Source organism: Nocardia cerradoensis NBRC 101014 (assembly GCF_000308535.1).
Lineage (GTDB): Bacteria > Actinomycetota > Actinomycetes > Mycobacteriales > Mycobacteriaceae > Nocardia > Nocardia cerradoensis.
In genome coordinates this window covers 1-15,739 of record NZ_BAFW01000177.1, presented here as the reverse complement: position 1 = coordinate 15,739, position 15,739 = coordinate 1, and the positions used below count along the sequence as shown (strand labels likewise).

16 protein-coding genes and 2 pseudogenes are annotated in these 15,739 nt (G+C 69.0%); 16 read left to right on the top strand and 2 right to left on the bottom strand.

The window, feature by feature from the left end:
- The 14 genes and pseudogenes from ON23_RS39715 to ON23_RS18935 form a co-directional block, all read left to right on the top strand.
- Positions 1-112: pseudogene (locus ON23_RS39715) on the top strand (30S ribosomal protein S16); the annotation flags it as partial.
- Entirely contained in the window at positions 112-354 is a 243-nt protein-coding gene (locus ON23_RS18995) for an RNA-binding protein (protein ID WP_036503663.1), read from the top strand. The pseudogene ON23_RS39715 and the gene ON23_RS18995, both read left to right, overlap by 1 nt.
- Positions 355-894, top strand: a complete 540-nt coding sequence (rimM, locus tag ON23_RS18990; protein ID WP_039779812.1) for a ribosome maturation factor RimM — start codon at positions 355-357, stop codon at positions 892-894. It abuts the gene before it with no gap.
- Positions 895-938: 44 nt separating this feature from the next.
- Positions 939-1,622 (top strand): tRNA (guanosine(37)-N1)-methyltransferase TrmD, encoded by a 684-nt coding sequence (gene trmD / locus ON23_RS18985; protein WP_039779819.1) that lies wholly within the window; start codon positions 939-941, stop codon positions 1,620-1,622.
- Positions 1,623-1,980: 358 nt separating this feature from the next.
- On the top strand, positions 1,981-4,434 hold the full coding sequence (locus ON23_RS18980; RefSeq protein ID WP_086006945.1) for a Tex family protein: 2,454 nt from the start codon (positions 1,981-1,983) through the stop codon (positions 4,432-4,434).
- A gap of 142 nt (positions 4,435-4,576) precedes the next feature.
- Positions 4,577-5,539 (top strand): hypothetical protein, encoded by a 963-nt coding sequence (locus ON23_RS18975; protein ID WP_051042872.1) that lies wholly within the window; start codon positions 4,577-4,579, stop codon positions 5,537-5,539.
- Positions 5,540-5,716: 177 nt separating this feature from the next.
- Entirely contained in the window at positions 5,717-6,058 is a 342-nt protein-coding gene (gene rplS / locus ON23_RS18970) for a 50S ribosomal protein L19 (protein ID WP_030513071.1), read from the top strand.
- A gap of 144 nt (positions 6,059-6,202) precedes the next feature.
- Positions 6,203-7,039: a signal peptidase I gene (lepB, locus tag ON23_RS18965; RefSeq protein WP_036503658.1), complete on the top strand. Its 837-nt coding sequence runs from the start codon at positions 6,203-6,205 to the stop codon at positions 7,037-7,039.
- Between the two features lie 111 nt (positions 7,040-7,150).
- Positions 7,151-7,852, top strand: coding sequence for a ribonuclease HII (locus ON23_RS18960; RefSeq protein ID WP_262985041.1), 702 nt, complete (start codon positions 7,151-7,153; stop codon positions 7,850-7,852).
- 66 nt (positions 7,853-7,918) lie between these two features.
- On the top strand, positions 7,919-8,224 hold the full coding sequence (locus ON23_RS18955) for a DUF2469 domain-containing protein (protein WP_011210678.1): 306 nt from the start codon (positions 7,919-7,921) through the stop codon (positions 8,222-8,224).
- Between the two features lie 144 nt (positions 8,225-8,368).
- A complete protein-coding gene (locus ON23_RS18950) occupies positions 8,369-8,725 on the top strand; it encodes a YraN family protein (protein ID WP_039779810.1) in 357 nt (118 codons plus the stop codon).
- Positions 8,725-10,233: a YifB family Mg chelatase-like AAA ATPase gene (locus ON23_RS18945; RefSeq protein WP_039779809.1), complete on the top strand. Its 1,509-nt coding sequence runs from the start codon at positions 8,725-8,727 to the stop codon at positions 10,231-10,233. Before ON23_RS18950 ends, ON23_RS18945 begins: the two co-directional genes overlap by 1 nt.
- Before the next feature lie 320 nt (positions 10,234-10,553).
- The gene (dprA, locus tag ON23_RS18940; protein WP_039779814.1) at positions 10,554-11,690 is read left to right on the top strand and encodes a DNA-processing protein DprA; all 1,137 of its coding nucleotides are present in this window, start codon (positions 10,554-10,556) and stop codon (positions 11,688-11,690) included.
- Positions 11,691-11,989: 299 nt separating this feature from the next.
- On the top strand, positions 11,990-12,913 hold the full coding sequence (locus ON23_RS18935) for a tyrosine recombinase XerC (protein ID WP_039779808.1): 924 nt from the start codon (positions 11,990-11,992) through the stop codon (positions 12,911-12,913).
- Positions 12,914-13,407: 494 nt separating this feature from the next.
- Here the strand turns inward: ON23_RS18935 and ON23_RS18930 are convergent, their stop codons facing one another.
- Positions 13,408-13,920, bottom strand: coding sequence for a DUF1990 domain-containing protein (locus tag ON23_RS18930; RefSeq protein WP_039779807.1), 513 nt, complete (start codon positions 13,918-13,920; stop codon positions 13,408-13,410).
- 148 nt (positions 13,921-14,068) lie between these two features.
- On the opposite strand from ON23_RS18930, the gene ON23_RS18925 reads away from it, so the two are divergent.
- On the top strand, positions 14,069-14,839 hold the full coding sequence (locus tag ON23_RS18925; protein ID WP_039779806.1) for a siderophore-interacting protein: 771 nt from the start codon (positions 14,069-14,071) through the stop codon (positions 14,837-14,839).
- A 54-nt stretch (positions 14,840-14,893) separates the two neighbouring features.
- On the opposite strand, the pseudogene ON23_RS36950 reads toward ON23_RS18925, so the two are convergent.
- Positions 14,894-15,343, bottom strand: a pseudogene (locus tag ON23_RS36950) (M23 family metallopeptidase); the annotation flags it as partial.
- Between ON23_RS36950 and ON23_RS39335 the strand changes: the two are divergent.
- On the top strand, positions 15,240-15,455 hold the full coding sequence (locus tag ON23_RS39335) for a hypothetical protein (protein ID WP_244969912.1): 216 nt from the start codon (positions 15,240-15,242) through the stop codon (positions 15,453-15,455). The pseudogene ON23_RS36950 and the gene ON23_RS39335 overlap by 104 nt on opposite strands.
- The last annotated feature ends 284 nt before the right edge of the window (positions 15,456-15,739 follow it).

Genomic DNA, 15,739 nt, shown 5'->3' with positions numbered 1-15,739 from the left:
GGCCGCCGCCGACAGCGAGCCGGTCGCCGAGGCCGTCACCCCCAAGAAGAAGAAGTCCAAGGCCGCCGAGGGCGAGGGTGAGGCCGAGGCCGCGACCGAGGCTGCCGAGTAATGAGTGCTGTCGTCGCCGATGCCGTCGAGCACCTGGTGCGCGGCATCGTCGCCAATCCGGACGACGTGCGCGTCGATCTGATCACCTCCCGGCGGGGACGCACCGTCGAGGTCCACGTCCATCCCGACGATCTGGGCAAGGTGATCGGCCGCGGCGGTCGTACCGCGACCGCGCTGCGCACCCTGGTCGCCGGTATCGGTGGCCGGGGTATCCGGGTCGACGTGGTCGATACCGATCAGTAGATGGAACTGGTAGTCGGGCGGGTCGCCAAATCACACGGTGTGCGTGGCGAACTCGTGGTCGAGGTACGTACCGACGAACCCGAACTCCGCTTCGCTCCCGGCGCCCGCCTGCGTGGCCGGGCGCCGAGAAGCGAGGCGGTGAACATATTCACGGTGGAGTCGGCCCGAGAGCATTCGGGCCGGCTTCTCGTCCGTCTCGAGGGTGTCGGCGATCGCACCGCCGCGGATGCGTTGCGCGGCACTCTGTTTCTGGTCGACACCGATGATCTTCCCCCGTCGGAGGATCCCGACGAGTTCTACGATCACGAACTCGAAGGACTGAGCGTGTGGCTCGCGGACGGGACCGAGATCGGCACCGTGAACGAGGTATTGCATTCGGCCGCAGGCGAATTGCTGTCGATCCGGGCCGGTGCGGGCGCCGGGGGGCGCGCCGGTCGTGAGATCCTGGTGCCCTTCGTGACCGCGATCGTGCCGACCGTGTCGCTCGCCGAGGGCCTGATCGTGATCGACCCACCCGAAGGCCTGCTGGACGAGGAGTAGTGATGGCCACCGGAGCCGACGAACCCGCGCAGCGCTCGTCAGCTCTGCGCATCGACGTCGTCACCATCTTCCCCGAATATCTCGAGCCGCTGCGAACGGCGTTGCTGGGCAAGGCGATCGAGAAGGGCATCGTCGAACTCGACGTGCACAATCTGCGGCGCTGGACCCACGATGTGCACCAGTCGGTCGACGACGCGCCCTACGGGGGCGGTCCGGGCATGGTGATGAAGCCGGTCGTCTGGGGTGATGCGCTCGACGAGGTGTGCCCGGACGAGGCGTTGCTCGTCGTCCCGACGCCGGCCGGTGTGCCGTTCACCCAGGCGACGGCTCAGCGCTGGTCCGCCGAATCGCATCTGGTCTTCGCCTGCGGCCGCTACGAGGGGATCGATCAGCGCGTCTTCGACGATGCCGCCCGCCGGGTCCGGGTGGAAGAGGTCAGCATCGGCGACTACGTCCTGATCGGCGGGGAGGCCGCCGTGCTGGTGATGGCCGAGGCGGTGGTGCGCCTGATCCCCGGCGTACTGGGCAATCAGGCCTCCCACCAACAGGATTCGTTCTCCGACGGCCTGCTCGAAGGCCCCAGCTACACCCGGCCGGTGAGCTGGCGCGGACTCGAGGTGCCCGAAATTCTGCTGTCGGGCAATCATGCGCGCATCGAGGCGTGGCGGCATGAGCAAGCGGTGCGGCGCACCAGGGAGCGACGCCCGGATCTGCTGCCGCCGGAGTAGCCGAAAACTCTGCGCGACAGGACTTCACCGCGTGTGCCCGACAGCACGTCACTGCGCCGTGATCCGGCGTTCGCGCGGCTGTCGGATCGCGTGCCGAAAGCTCGCCGACGCGCCCGTGACGGGGTGCGGATGTGCGGTCGCCCGGACATCGAGCTCGATCGCGGTCACGAGCTCGGCGAGGCTCTGGCCAGCCGATTTTCGGCCGTTCCCGTCCGCGGCGCGCCCACACCGGGTGCGGCTGCGTGAGCACCGGCTGCTCCACCTGGTCCGCTGTCGGCGGCCGACGGTAGTGTCAGCCAGCGTGACGACAGCCTCCGAACCCGTCAGCACCGAAGCAACCACCGGCACGGAAGCCTCCGTGGGCACCGCTCCGGCCGATGCCCCCGCCACCGGCAAGGTCCGCCTGGCCAGTGTCGGCAGGCGGATCGCCGAGGAGCTCTCGGTCCGTGACGAACAGGTCCGTGCCGCCGTAGAGCTGCTCGACGGCGGGTCGACCGTGCCGTTCATCGCCCGTTACCGCAAGGAGGTGACGGGCGGGCTCGACGACGCGCAGCTGCGGCAACTGGAGGAGCGGCTGCACTACCTGCGCGAACTCGACGAGCGCCGCAATTCGATCCTGGAATCCATTCGCGGGCAGGGCAAGTTGGACGCCGCGCTGGAACAGCAGATCATGCTCGCGGAGACCAAGGCCCGCCTCGAGGACATCTACCTGCCCTACAAGCCCAAGCGGCGCACCAAGGCGCAGATCGCTCGCGAGGCCGGGCACGAACCGGTCGCGGACGCCCTCATCGGCGACCCTGCCACCGATCCGGCCGCCTACACCGCCGAACAGCTCGACGGCGCCCGCGCGATTCTGGTGGAGCGATTCGCCGAAGACGCCGACCTCGTCGGTGAACTGCGCGAATTGATGTGGGAGCGCGGACAGGTCACCTCGCGGGTCCGGACCGGTAAGGAAGAGGCCGGGGCCAAATTCGCCGATTACTTCGAATTCAGCGAACCCTTCGCCAAACTGCCCTCGCATCGCATCCTGGCGCTGCTGCGCGGCGAGAAGGAAGACGTGCTGAGCCTGTCGCTCGAACCCGATACCGAGGAACCGGAACCGGGGCAGCGCACCATCTACGAGGGCCGGATCGCGCACAAGTTCGGGATCGCCGACCAGGGGCGTCCGGCCGACACCTGGCTGCTGGACACCGTGCGCTGGGCATGGCGGACCAAGCTGCAGGTCAGCCTCGGCATCGATATCCGGATGCGGTTGCGGCAGTCCGCGGAAAAGGACGCCGTCGACATCTTCGCCGCCAACCTGCGTGACCTGCTGCTCGCCGCACCAGCCGGTACCCGCACCACCATGGGCCTGGATCCGGGCTACCGCACCGGCGTGAAGGTGGCCGTGGTGGACGGTACCGGCAAGGTGGTGGCCACCGAGACGATCTACCCGCACAAACCGCAGGGGCAGACCGAGAAGTCGCTGGCCGTCCTCGGCGCGCTCGTGGCGCGGTTCGACGTGGAGCTCATCGCGATCGGCAACGGCACCGCGTCGCGGGAGACCGATGCCCTTGCCGCGGAACTGATTTCGCGGATCGGTGCGACGCCCGGCGCGCGGAAGCCGACCAAGATCGTGGTGTCGGAAGCGGGCGCGTCGGTGTATTCCGCCTCCGCGTACGCCTCACAGGAGCTGCCGGAACTGGACGTCTCGCTGCGCGGCGCGGTCTCGATCGCGCGCCGGCTGCAGGATCCGCTGGCCGAACTGGTGAAGATCGAGCCGAAATCCATCGGTGTCGGCCAGTACCAGCACGACGTCTCCGAAACGCTGCTGGCCCGGTCGCTGGGCGCGGTGGTCGAGGATGCGGTGAACGCGGTCGGCGTCGACGTCAACACCGCCTCGGTGCCGTTGCTGTCGCGGGTCTCCGGTATCGCGTCCTCGGTCGCGGAATCGATTGTGGCGCATCGCGATCAGAATGGTCCCTTCCGCAGTCGCACCGCGCTGCTGGGAGTTCCGCGGCTGGGCCCCAAGGCATTCGAACAGTGCGCGGGCTTCCTGCGGATCCGGGGCGGCGACGACCCGCTGGATTCCTCGGCCGTGCACCCCGAGGCCTATCCGGTGGTGCGCCGGATGCTGGAGGCGACCGGACGCGATGTGCCCGGCCTGATCGGCAACACCTCCGCCCTGCGGGCACTGCGGCCGAGCGAATTCACCGACGAGAAATTCGGTGTGCCGACCGTCACCGACATCATCGCCGAACTCGAGAAGCCCGGCCGTGATCCGCGCCCGGAGTTCAAGACCGCCGAATTCGCCGCCGGGGTGGAGAAGGTCGCCGACCTCGAACCCGGCATGGTGCTCGAAGGTGTGGTGACGAACGTGGCCGCCTTCGGTGCCTTCGTCGATGTGGGTGTCCATCAGGACGGGCTGGTCCACGTCTCGGCCATGTCGCATTCGTTCGTCCGCGATCCCCGCGAGATCGTGAAGTCCGGTGACGTGGTGAAGGTGAAGGTGCTGGAGGTCGACGTCGCCCGCCAGCGCATCGGCCTGAGTCTGCGCCTGGACGACGAGCCCGGTGCCGGCAAACCCGAGAAGGGCGGCGCGGGCCAGCGCGGCGGGCAGAACCGCGGTGGTCAGCCGCGCGGCGGCCAGGGCAATCAGGGCCGTGGCGGTCAGGGCCGTGGCGGCCAGGATCGTGGTGGTCAAGATCGCGGCGGACAGAACCGTGGCGGCGGCCAGAACAAGGGTCAGGGCCGAAATCAGCAGCGCCGCAGCGCGCCCGAACCGTCGGGAGCGATGGCGGATGCGCTGCGCCGCGCCGGGTTCGGGAGGTAAGGCCTCGACGGCCGTCGCATGCGGGTTTGTCCCGACTGCGGCGGCCGGGTACGGGACAATGGAGTCGCGGGTTCGATCTCGGTGATCGGCCCCGCGGGGCATCACTACCCCGACCCCGGTTCCGAGTGAGGGGACGACGGCTGTGCGGCGCTGGTTCGACGACGCGATTCTCGCGGAGGGACGCCTGCCGTTGCTGTGCTTCCTGCTCGGCTTCATCGTCGGATTCCTGCTGATCCGGCTCAGTGTGCGGATGATTCGCAAGCAGGTGCGCTGGTGGCCCGGCAACCTGCGCGCCGGCAACGTGCACATCCACCACATGGTGTTCGGGGTGGTGCTGGTGCTGACGTCGGGATTGGGCATGGTCGCGACCTACAACAGCGGGGTCGGCACCATCTCGGCGCTCGCCTCGACGTTCGGGGTGGGCGCGGCACTGGTGCTCGACGAATTCGCGCTGATCTATTACCTGCGCGACGTGTACTGGGAGGAGCAGGGGCGCACATCGGTCGATGCGGTGTTCGTCGCGGTGGCGGTCACCGGGTTGCTGTTGCTCGGCTTCCATCCGCTGTGGTTGCTCGACATCAACGACATCCGGCACGACGGCAGCGTCGCGGGGCGCAGTTTCCTCGGCATCTTCGCGCTGGTGAATCTGGTGCTGGCCGCGATCGTCATCGCCAAGGGCAAGATCTGGACCGGATTGTTCGGCATGTTCTTCCTGCCGCTGCTGGTCGTGGGCGCCCTGCGGCTGAGCCGGCCGGGTGCGCCGTGGGCGCGCTGGCGCTACGGCGAGCGCCGCCGCCTGATGTACCGGGCGGTCGTGCGCGAACGCCGGTACCGGCGCCCGGTGATCCGGGCCAAGATCTTCGTGCAAGATCTGGTCGCCGGTAAGCCCGATGTCGCCCACGTCCGCAGCGCCGCCGAGGAAGAGTTGGCGCGGACCGTGGTCCCCGCTCCACCCGCCCATCTGCGGACCAGGGCGATGCGGGCCTCGATGCACGAGGTGCCGGTCCGGACGAGCTCTGCCGACACGTCGCCACCTGCGGATACGCCGCGACCGGCCGATGTGGACGGCCTGACCGCGGCGCACCCGCAGCATTCCGGGCAGTGACGCCCGGACCGCGCGGACTTCAGGGGGGCGATTTTTGGTGCAGCGGCCTGATCTGGCACAATGCTCAGGTTGCTCTGGGCGAATTCGACCCGGTGCACCGCCCACTATCCGGAGCACGAACCGGCCGAGCAGTTGCCGCCAGGTTCCTCTGTTCACGCGAACTTCCAAAGGACGGAAATGAACACCCTCGACTTCGTCGACGAAAAGTCGCTGCGCACCGACATCCCGGACTTCCGCCCGGGTGACACGGTGAACGTGCACGTGAAGGTTATCGAAGGTAACAAGGAGCGCATCCAGGTCTTCAAGGGTGCGGTCATCCGCCGCCAGGGCGGCGGCATCCGTGAGACCTTCACCGTGCGCAAGGTGTCGTTCGGCGTTGGCGTCGAGCGCACCTTCCCGGTACACAGCCCCAACATCGATCACATCGATGTGGTGACCCGCGGTGACGTCCGCCGGGCCAAGCTGTACTACCTGCGCGATCTGCGCGGCAAGGCCGCCAAGATCAAGGAGAAGCGCTGAACATCAGGGCTCTGCCCGTTCACGCCGACCCCCGGTCCTCGCGACCGGGGGTTTTCCTTTTTCCGGCCGGGATGTGCCCGCCTTCCCGGCGCGCAGGGTGCGCCGGGGGGACGACGAACATGGCTGCGGGATAACCTGTTCGGCGTGGCAGACGAAAGCGAGTCGGTGGCGGTGCCCGGAGCCGATGACAACCGTGCCGGTGGCGAACGCAAAGGCGAGTCCGCATCGCGCAGCCGGCGCGGCAGGCGCAAGCGCAAGCAGCGGCCCTTCTGGCAGGAACTGCCGATCCTGATCGTCATCGCCGCCGTGATCGCGGCGCTGGTGGTGAATTTCATCGGCCGGCCCTATGTGATCCCGTCGCAGTCGATGGAACCGACCCTGCACGGCTGCGCCGGCTGCACGGGCGACCGGATCTACGTCGAGAAGCTGAGCTACGACTTCGGTGATCCCAAGCCCGGCGACGTCGTGGTCTTCGTCGGACCGAGCGGCTCCTGGAACAAGTCCTACCACTCCAACCGCTCCAGCAATGTCGCCGTGCGCGGCGTGCAGAACTTCTTCTCGTTCTTCGGCCTGGTGCCGCCGGATGAGAACGACCTGGTCAAACGCGTGATCGCGACCGGCGGTCAAACCGTGCAGTGTTGCGACGCGCAGGGCCGGGTGATGGTCGACGGCAAACCGCTCGACGAGCCCTACGCGCACTACATCTACCCGTATCAGCCGGGGCTGGCCTATGCGACCAAGGTCGCCGGCGGGCTGTCGATCGACCCGCGCGGCCGCGAATTCGGCCCGGTCAAGGTGCCCGACGGCAATCTGTGGGTGATGGGTGACAACCGCAACGAATCCGCGGATTCGCGCGCCCATGTCGACGACGAGTACTCCGGCACCGTGCCGATCGACGCCGTGCGCGGTAAAGCGGTGTTCAAGATCTGGCCGCCGAACCGGATCGGCCCGGTCAAATCACAGAATCCGCAGACGAACTGAGGCGCGCCGCGCGAGATAATCGAGTCACGGGATAGTCGAACGGTAGGTGCAGTGGCGGAGACATCGCGACGCACGACGCGCAACGGTAAGGGCGGCAAGATCATCCGGCCGGTGGTTCGCACAGGGGATTGGCCGCCGCGAGTGGTGATGCGGCGGGCCGGTGGCCTGCGCACGCTGGAAGCGGCGCTGATCCGCAGCGGCCTCGGCCCCGTCGCGGGTGTCGACGAGGCGGGCCGGGGATGCTGCGCCGGCCCGCTCGTGGTCGCGGCCTGTCTGCTCGCGCCGAAGGCCTACGATTCCCTTGCGGGACTGGATGATTCGAAGAAGCTGACCGAGGCCGTGCGCGAGCAGCTGTATCCGGTGATCGTGCGCCGGGCGCTGGCCTGGAAGGTCGTGGTGATCCCGGCCTGGGAGATCGACGCGATCGGCATCCACGTCGCCAATATCGAGGGCATGCGCCGGGCCGTGGCGGGTCTGGAGGTGCGGCCCGGCTATGTACTCACCGACGGCTTCCGGGTGCCGGGTATCAGCGTGCCGTCGCTGCCGGTGATCGGCGGCGACGCGGCGGCGGCGTGTATCGCCGCGGCCAGCATTCTGGCCAAGGTCACCCGCGACCGGATCATGGTCGAGATGGACCGTGACCTGCCCGGATACGGTTTCGCCGCGCACAAGGGCTACAACACGCCCGAACATCTGGCGGCGCTGGAGCGGCTCGGGCCCAGTGACGAACACCGCCGGTCGTGGCGCAACGTGCGGGGCACCGCGGCCGGGGAGACCGGGCGGGTGGCTGCCGATCCGGCCCATGCGGGATGATGTGACCTACACGCGTTCGTGGCGATAGAGGAGGATATTCCACCCGATGAGCAAGCGGAGCGAGGCATGAGCGCCGAGGACCTCGAGAAGTACGAAACCGAGATGGAACTCTCGCTGTATCGCGAGTACAAGGACATCGTCGGTCAGTTTTCGTACGTCGTCGAGACCGAACGCCGCTTCTATCTGGCCAATTCTGTCGAGTTGCGCCCGCAGAACGCCGACGGTGAAGTGTATTTCGAAGTGCGGATGTCGGATGCGTGGGTCTGGGACATGTATCGGCCCGCCCGCTTCGTCAAACACGTCCGCGTGATCACGTTCAAGGACGTGAACATCGAGGAACTGGAGAAGCCGGACCTGCGCCTGCCCGAATAGCGCGCAGGCCGCGAGAACCGTCCCACCTGGGGCGATCGGTCGCCGGCAGCACCGTCGATCCACAGCCCCGGGTTCATCCACAGACTTTCTGTTTCCGCAGGTGAGCCCCGCAGACCGCGATCACGCCGACGGCATCCTGAGCGGGTGGCACACAATCTGGCGCTCGGCGCCCACGGAGAAGAACTGGCCGCGCAGTTCCTGCAGGGGGCCGGGATGCGGATCGTCGAACGAAACTGGCGGTGTCGCTACGGCGAACTGGACCTCATCGTCCGGGAGTCCGACACCACCGCCTTCGTGGAGGTCAAGACGCGTTCCGGGCTGGGGTTCGGCACACCGGCCGAGTCGGTGACCTTCGCCAAACAGCAGCGCATCCGGCGGCTCGCACTGCTGTGGCTGGCCGAACAGAGCGGACCGTGGCGGCGGGTCCGCTTCGATGTGGTGTCGGTCCTGCTGCTGCCGGGCCGGGACCCGCAGATCGAGCACGTCCGGGCGGCGTTCTGATGGCCCTGGGACGCGCTCATTCGGTGGCTGTGACCGGGGTGGACGGGCAACTCGTCGAGATCGAGGCCGATATCGGACAGGGGTTGCCCTCGGTCCACCTGGTCGGGCGTCCGGACACCACGTTGCAGGAATCGCGGGACCGGGTCCGGGCCGCGGTGGCAAATTCGGGGGAGAAGTGGCCCGACGGGCGCGTGATTCTCGCCCTGTCGCCCGCGACGCTGCCGAAAGTCGGCAGCGTGTACGACCTGGCATTGGCCGCGGCCGTGCTGCACGCCGGTGATTCGGTACCCGGTGCGAAGCTCGCCGGTACGGTCCTGCTCGGCGAACTGGCCCTCGACGGCCGGGTGCGGCGGGTGCGCGGGATCCTTCCCGCCGTGCTCGCGGCGCGGACCGCCGGTCGCCGGACCGTCGTGGTGCCCGAGTCGGTGCTCGGTGAGGCCGGGCTGGTGGACGGGATCACCGTACTCGGGGCGCCGACTCTGCGCGCGCTGATCGACTGGCTGCGTGGTGACGGCGAACTGTCGGCGCCGGACGGCAGCTACACCGCCCCGCGGCGAAGTATCGGCGATCTCAACGAGGTGGTCGGGCAGGACGAGGCGCGCTGGGCATTGGAGGTGGCCGCGGCCGGCGGCCATCATCTGCTGTTGACCGGGCCGCCCGGCATCGGCAAAACCATGTTGGCGCAACGCCTTCCGGGGTTGCTGCCGGCGTTGACGGAATCGGAGTCGCTGGAGGTCACCGCCATCCATTCGGTGGCCGGCACATTGTCGGACGATCATCCGCTCATCACGACGGCGCCGTTCGTGGCTCCGCACCATTCGACGTCGGTGTCGGCGATGGTCGGCGGCGGTTCCGGATCCGCGCGCCCGGGGGCCGTCAGCCGGGCCCACCGCGGTGTCCTCTTCCTCGACGAATGCGCCGAGATCGGAACCAAGGTGCTGGAGGCGTTGCGAACTCCGTTGGAGGAGGGGGAAGTGCGCATCGCCCGCCGCGACGGCGTGGCCCGGTATCCGGCCCGCTTCCAACTCATCCTGGCGGCGAACCCCTGCCCGTGTGCGCCCGCCCGCGATGTCGACTGCATCTGTGCGCCGCTGGCCCGCCGCAGATATCTGGGCAAACTGTCGGGGCCACTGATGGATCGAATCGACATCTGGGTCCAGATGCATGCGCACGCCGCCGGAACGTTCACCCCGTCCGACGCCGAATCCAGTGTCGTCGTGCGGGAACGGGTCGAGCTGGCGCGGCAGGTCGCGGCGCGGCGCTGGTCCGAGTACGGGTGGACCGTCAACGCCGAGGTGCCGGGACATGTCCTGCGCCAGCGCTTCCGGCTGCCGGCCGATGCGCTGGCACCGGTGGAAAGTGCACTGCGGCAGGGCCGGATGTCCGCACGTGGTGCGGACCGGGCGATCCGAGTCGCCTGGACCGTCTGTGACCTACGCGGGGGAGAGGTGCCGTCGGCACAGGATGTCCTGCAGGCGTTGAACTTTCGGCAACGCGGCATGTCCTGAGTTGACTTGCGCCGGGCATCGGCGTTCATCGTGGGCGTGGGGACGGGTTGACCGAATGCGCAATAAGGGAGGGAATCGATGATTCGCAGATCGATGGGCCGCACGGGAATGGGGATCGCCGAACGCGTCCGGAGTCGGGATCGAGCGAACAGGCACGGTGTGTTTCGCCGGGCGGGTGACGATATGACCGCGACGCCGGCCTGTCGAATTCCGCGGCGCCACCGGCATGCGTGCCGCGTCGGCGTCGAGACGGAGGTCTCGCGGTGACGGGTCACGGCGTCGGCGTGGACGGCGATTCGGGTGGTGGTGTCGCGTCTCTGGTGACCGTCGACGCGGACGAACGGCGGCTGGCGTGGGTCTATCTGTCCCGCGTGGTGGAGGGTCCGTGTCCGGCGTTGTCGGCGCTCATCGCGCGCGTTGGTGTGGTGGAGGCGGCGCGTGCGGTGCGTGAATGCGATCTGCCGGAATCGCTGCGTGGTCCGACCGAGCGCCGGCGCGACGTCGACCGTGCGGAACGCGATCTCGAGCTGATGGCGCGCATCGGTGGACGAGTGATCACTCCCGACGACCCGGAGTGGCCGCAGTGGCGCCTGCTGGGCCTGACCCAACTCGACCCGGCTCGCGACGCCGACGCGGCGGTGCCGCTCGTGCTGTGGGCCCGCGGTCCGTTGTCGTTGCTGCAGTACACCGAACAGGCCCTCGCCGTGGTGGGCGCTCGCTGCTCCTCCGGATACGGCGAACAGGTCACCGCCGAACTCGCGGGGGAACTGGCCGCGCACGGCTGGACGATCGTGTCCGGAGCGGCCTTCGGCATCGACGGGATGGCGCATCGCGCGGCGCTGGCCGCCGGCGGCCCCACCATCGCCGTGCTGGCGTGCGGCGTCGACCGACCCTATCCCGCTCAGCACGAACGCCTCCTGGCCGAGATCGCCGAAACGGGTGTGGTGGTGAGCGAATACCCGCCCGGCGCCGCCGCCCTCAAACACCGGTTCCTGGCCCGGAACCGTTTGATCGCGGCCCTGTCCGACGGAGTGCTCGTGGTCGAGGCGGGCATGCGCAGCGGTGCGCGCAATACCGCGAAATGGGCTCGGCGCCTGGGCCGTCCGGCCCTCGCGGTGCCGGGTCCGATCACCGCCGCGGCGTCGGTCGGCTGCCACCGCATGATCCGCGACCGGGAAGCGATCCTCGTCACTCGCGTCGACGAGATCCACGACGAGGTCGGGCCACTGCGACTGTCGTTGCCCACGGGTGGCGAAGCCGGTGCGCATCTCGCCGGCGACCAGGCGACGGTCTTCGCCGAACTGCCGGTGTCCGGTTCGCGCCTGCCGAAACAGATCGCCGACGAGAGCGGCCTCACCATCCACGCGGTACGTGCCGCACTGGTCGCCCTCGAGGTCGCCGGGCTGGTCGGGTCGGACAGTTCGGGCTGGTTCCGCACCGTGCGGAAGGGGGCGTGAAAGGCCGATGAGACGTGTGTGCTCCGCGGTGATCTGCCGTCTCACGGCGGAGTGACCGACCGATTCGGCCTCGGGATTCGTGGCCGGTCGATGGGTGAGCGCCGTGCGTGGTGGGCGTGCGTGCCGTCGTGGGGCGGCCCCGGTCGATGGAAGAGGGACTGGCCGGTCGGCGCCGAGCGAATGCCGGACTGGCTGGTCGGCACCGAACGAATGTCGGCTCCGGCGAGTGCGGGTGTCCTTCCGCACTGCTGTCGGCGCGGGGGCTTGCGCGCGGAGCCGCCGCCGGTGAACGTGGAGAAATGGACGGATTACCGGGCGATCTCGCGGATCTGCTCGAGCAGTACGAACGGCATCTGCTTCTCGGGCGCAACCGGTCCGCGCACACGGTGCGGGCCTATCTCGGGGATGCGCGATCTCTGCTGGAGCATCTGTGTGCCCGTTCGCCGGATGCCGCGGTGGGAGAGATCGATCTGCCGCTGTTGCGTTCGTGGCTGGCCGAACAATCCGCCGGGGGCGCCGCCCGGACCACCATGGCGCGGCGTGCATCGGCCGCGCGGACGTTCACCGCCTGGTTGACGCACACCGGCCGCCTCGTCGCCGATCCCGGTCCGCGGCTGGGCTCGGCCCGTGCGCACCGAATCCTGCCTGCCGTCCTGAGTGAGGAGCAGGCCGACGCGGCCATGAACGCCGCGGAATCCGGTGCGGCGCAGCGCGATCCGATGGCGCTGCGGGATCGGCTCGTGGTGGAGATGTTGTACGCCACCGGAATTCGGGTCAGCGAACTGTGCGGACTCGACATCGACGACGTCGACCGCGGCAGGAGGCTGGTCCGGGTACTGGGCAAGGGCAACAAGGAGCGCTCGGTACCGTTCGGCCTGCCCGCCGACCGGGCGTTGGAGAATTGGCTCAACTTCGGCCGCCCGCACCTGGCCACCGCCGAATCCGGGCGCGCGCTGCTGCTCGGCCGGCGCGGCCGCCGACTGAACCAGCGTCAGGCCAGAACCGTTGTGCACGAGGTTGTTTCGGCCGTACCGGGAGCGCCTGGCCTGGGCCCGCACGGACTGCGCCACACCGCCGCCACCCATCTGCTGGAAGGGGGAGCCGACCTGCGTGTGGTCCAGGAACTGCTCGGCCACGCCAGTATGGCGACCACGCAGCTCTACACCCACGTCTCGATCGAGCGCCTGAAACGAGTGCACGACCAGGCCCACCCCCGCGCCTGAACAGCGGTGCGACGGATGCCCCGCAGGATCGCGGCGATGATGCCGTTCGGCTTCCGAGCACGAAACACGTTGTTGGCCACGGTAGTTCGGACACAAGGCACGCAGTCTGTTTCGCGGAGCCGGCGCGATGCCGGGGCGCTCTCCGGCGTTGGGCGCGCTCTGACCCGTGCTCGGCGGACCGGCAAGGCCGGTCCGAGGTGCGTGTCGCACCGCGAGATTCGGCACCCGGAATTCGTGAGTTCGTCGACTCGCACCCCAGACGATGCGCGGCCGTACGACATCCGGGCCGACCTATGGGACGAGACGGTCTGGCACGGGTTCATCCTGCCCGGTGCCGAGAACGACCCTGACCTGAGAAGGCATTCGGTCGTCGGCTGCGTCCTGACACCGACGCGATGGTGCGAAGCTTCGAGCAGAAGGTGGACCAAGCCGAAGGCTTTCGCGTCGCCGCCTACGGTGCGACCAAGTCGTCGCCTACGGCCTCCCGTCGTCGCCTAGGGGCGGATGGCGTCGATGTAGCGGCCGGCGATGAAGTGCTGGATCGCGCGGACGACGGGGCCACCGAGCTTCGTGTACCAGGTGGCGGGACGGGAGAAGGCGGCCACTACGCCGTACACCGTCTCGTCGGCGGGATCGTATTCCACCGCGAAGAGTTCCTCGCCGATTTCCGGGTGGCCCGGCAGGGTGCCGTAGGCGAAGCCGCGGCGGGTCGGTTCGTCGACCGCGTAGATCACCCGGCAGGGTGCCGTGATGCCGAGACCGGCGATGCCCAGTCGCACCGTCAGCGCCGTTCCCGGTTCGGCGACCGGGGTATCGGCGTGCTGGAAAATGCCGGTGCCGCGCTGCATGCGGTAGGCGAGGATCTGATCGCCGGCGGATTCGAACAGCGCTCGCCCGCTGCCGATGCGGCGGCGCAGGCGGAAGTGGTGATAGCCGGGCGGGAATTCGCCGGCGGTCGCTCCGACTTCTGGGTAGGTGAAAGGCTCGGCGGCCGGGGAATTCGCCATGGCTCCATCCTCGCCCGCAGAGCGAGTGCCGCACCAGGGGCGTCGGCGCGACCTCGAACAGTCGACGATGTTGCCGATATACTTCGAGCTATCGGAGATCAGTCGTGCTACCTTCCTTAGGTAACCCTAATATTGGAGGTAACGCACTGTGGCTCGTACTCGCACCAAACTGTCGTTCGAGGTCAGGCGCACGCGACGCCTGACCGACCATCTGATCCGGGTGTATCTGGGCGGCCCGGGTTTCGCCGGATTCCAGCCCAACGGCTTCACCGACGCCTACGTCAAACTGCTCTTCCCCGGTCCCGACGGCGAAACCACGCGCACCTACACCGTGAGCTCGATCGACACCGAGGCCGAGGAGATCGCCATCGATTTCGTCTACCACGGTGACGAGGGGGTGGCCGGGCCGTGGGCGGCCACGGCCCGGCCCGGCGACCGCATCGAACTCTTCGGGCCTGGTGGTGCGTATTCCCCCAAGCCGGAGGCGGATTGGCATCTGCTCGCCGGTGACGAGGCGGCCCTGCCCGCCATCGCCGCGGCGTGTGCCGCCCTGCCGTCCGATGCGGTCGGCCGAGTATTCGTCGAAATCGCCGGTCCTGCCGACGAATTGGATTTCCCGCGCCCCGTGGCGGTCGAACTCGAGTGGGTGCACCGTGGCGATCGTGCCCCCGGCGAAGCGCTGGCCGCCGCGGTGCGCGCCGAGCCCTGGCGCGAAGGCCGCGTGCACGTCTTCATCCACGGCGAGGCCGACAAGGTGATGCACGATCTGCGGCGCTATGTCCGCACCGAGCGCGGGGTGCCGGCCGAGTGGGCCTCCATCTCCGGATACTGGCGGCGCGGGCGCACCGAGGAGGGCTTCCGGCAGTGGAAGCGTGAACTGTCCGAACAGGAATCCACTGCCGCCGAGGCCGTCCGCTAGATCGGCGGGGGCCGCCACGGGACCTCCGTGAGGCGCCGGGGGAGCGGGCGGCCGCACCGGCTTCAGGCGTACGGGTGCGTGGCGCACCAGGCCGAGGGGGTCCAGATAGTCACGGCCGCGCCGCAGACCCCAATGCAGGCAGACGCCGGGGCAGCCCACATGTCCGGGTTGCAGCGTCCCCAGCGCCGACCCGCGCTCGACTCGGCGGCCGACCGGCACATCCGCTCGCACCGGCTCGTAGGTCGTGCGCAGCCCGCCCGGATGGTCGACCGAGACGACCGGTTTGCCGCCCACCTCACCCGCGAACACCACGATTCCGGCGCCGGCGGCGAGTACCGCCTGCCCGGCGGCGCCGGCGAGATCGACTCCGCGATGGCCCGGTAGCCAATCGTGGCGCGGTTTGTCGAAACCACGCACGACGGCCGGACGCGGCTGCAGCGGCCAGCCGAATCCGGCCGCGGGCGCGGCCGCTGCCGTGGTGGCGCCGCAGGTCGCGGCCACCATCGCCGCCCCCAGGAGAAGTGCCGACATCCAGCGCATGCGTCCCACCCTCGCCGGAAGCGAGGGACATGGAAAGATCGGTTTCGGCGTGTGTGGACAACTCGGAAACATGTGAACAGGGCGCGTTCCGGCAGGACGCTGTGTCCCAGGTCCGCTGGGCTCGCCCCGTGGAAGGGCAGGTCGATGATCGTGTGTCGTGATGTCGCCGACTCGATCACGGCCGCATCGTTCGCCGGGACGATGCGACCGGTGGAAAGGCAAGTGGCCGTTCGTGTTTCGGCCCCGTCCCCTCGCCCGCCCCGAGCCCGTAGCAGGTCCGGCTCGTGAGTGCCGAAACGCCCGGCCCCGCCGAATCCGCACCGCCGGACCCGAGCGGCGGCGGTGCGGGCTCGTCCGCCG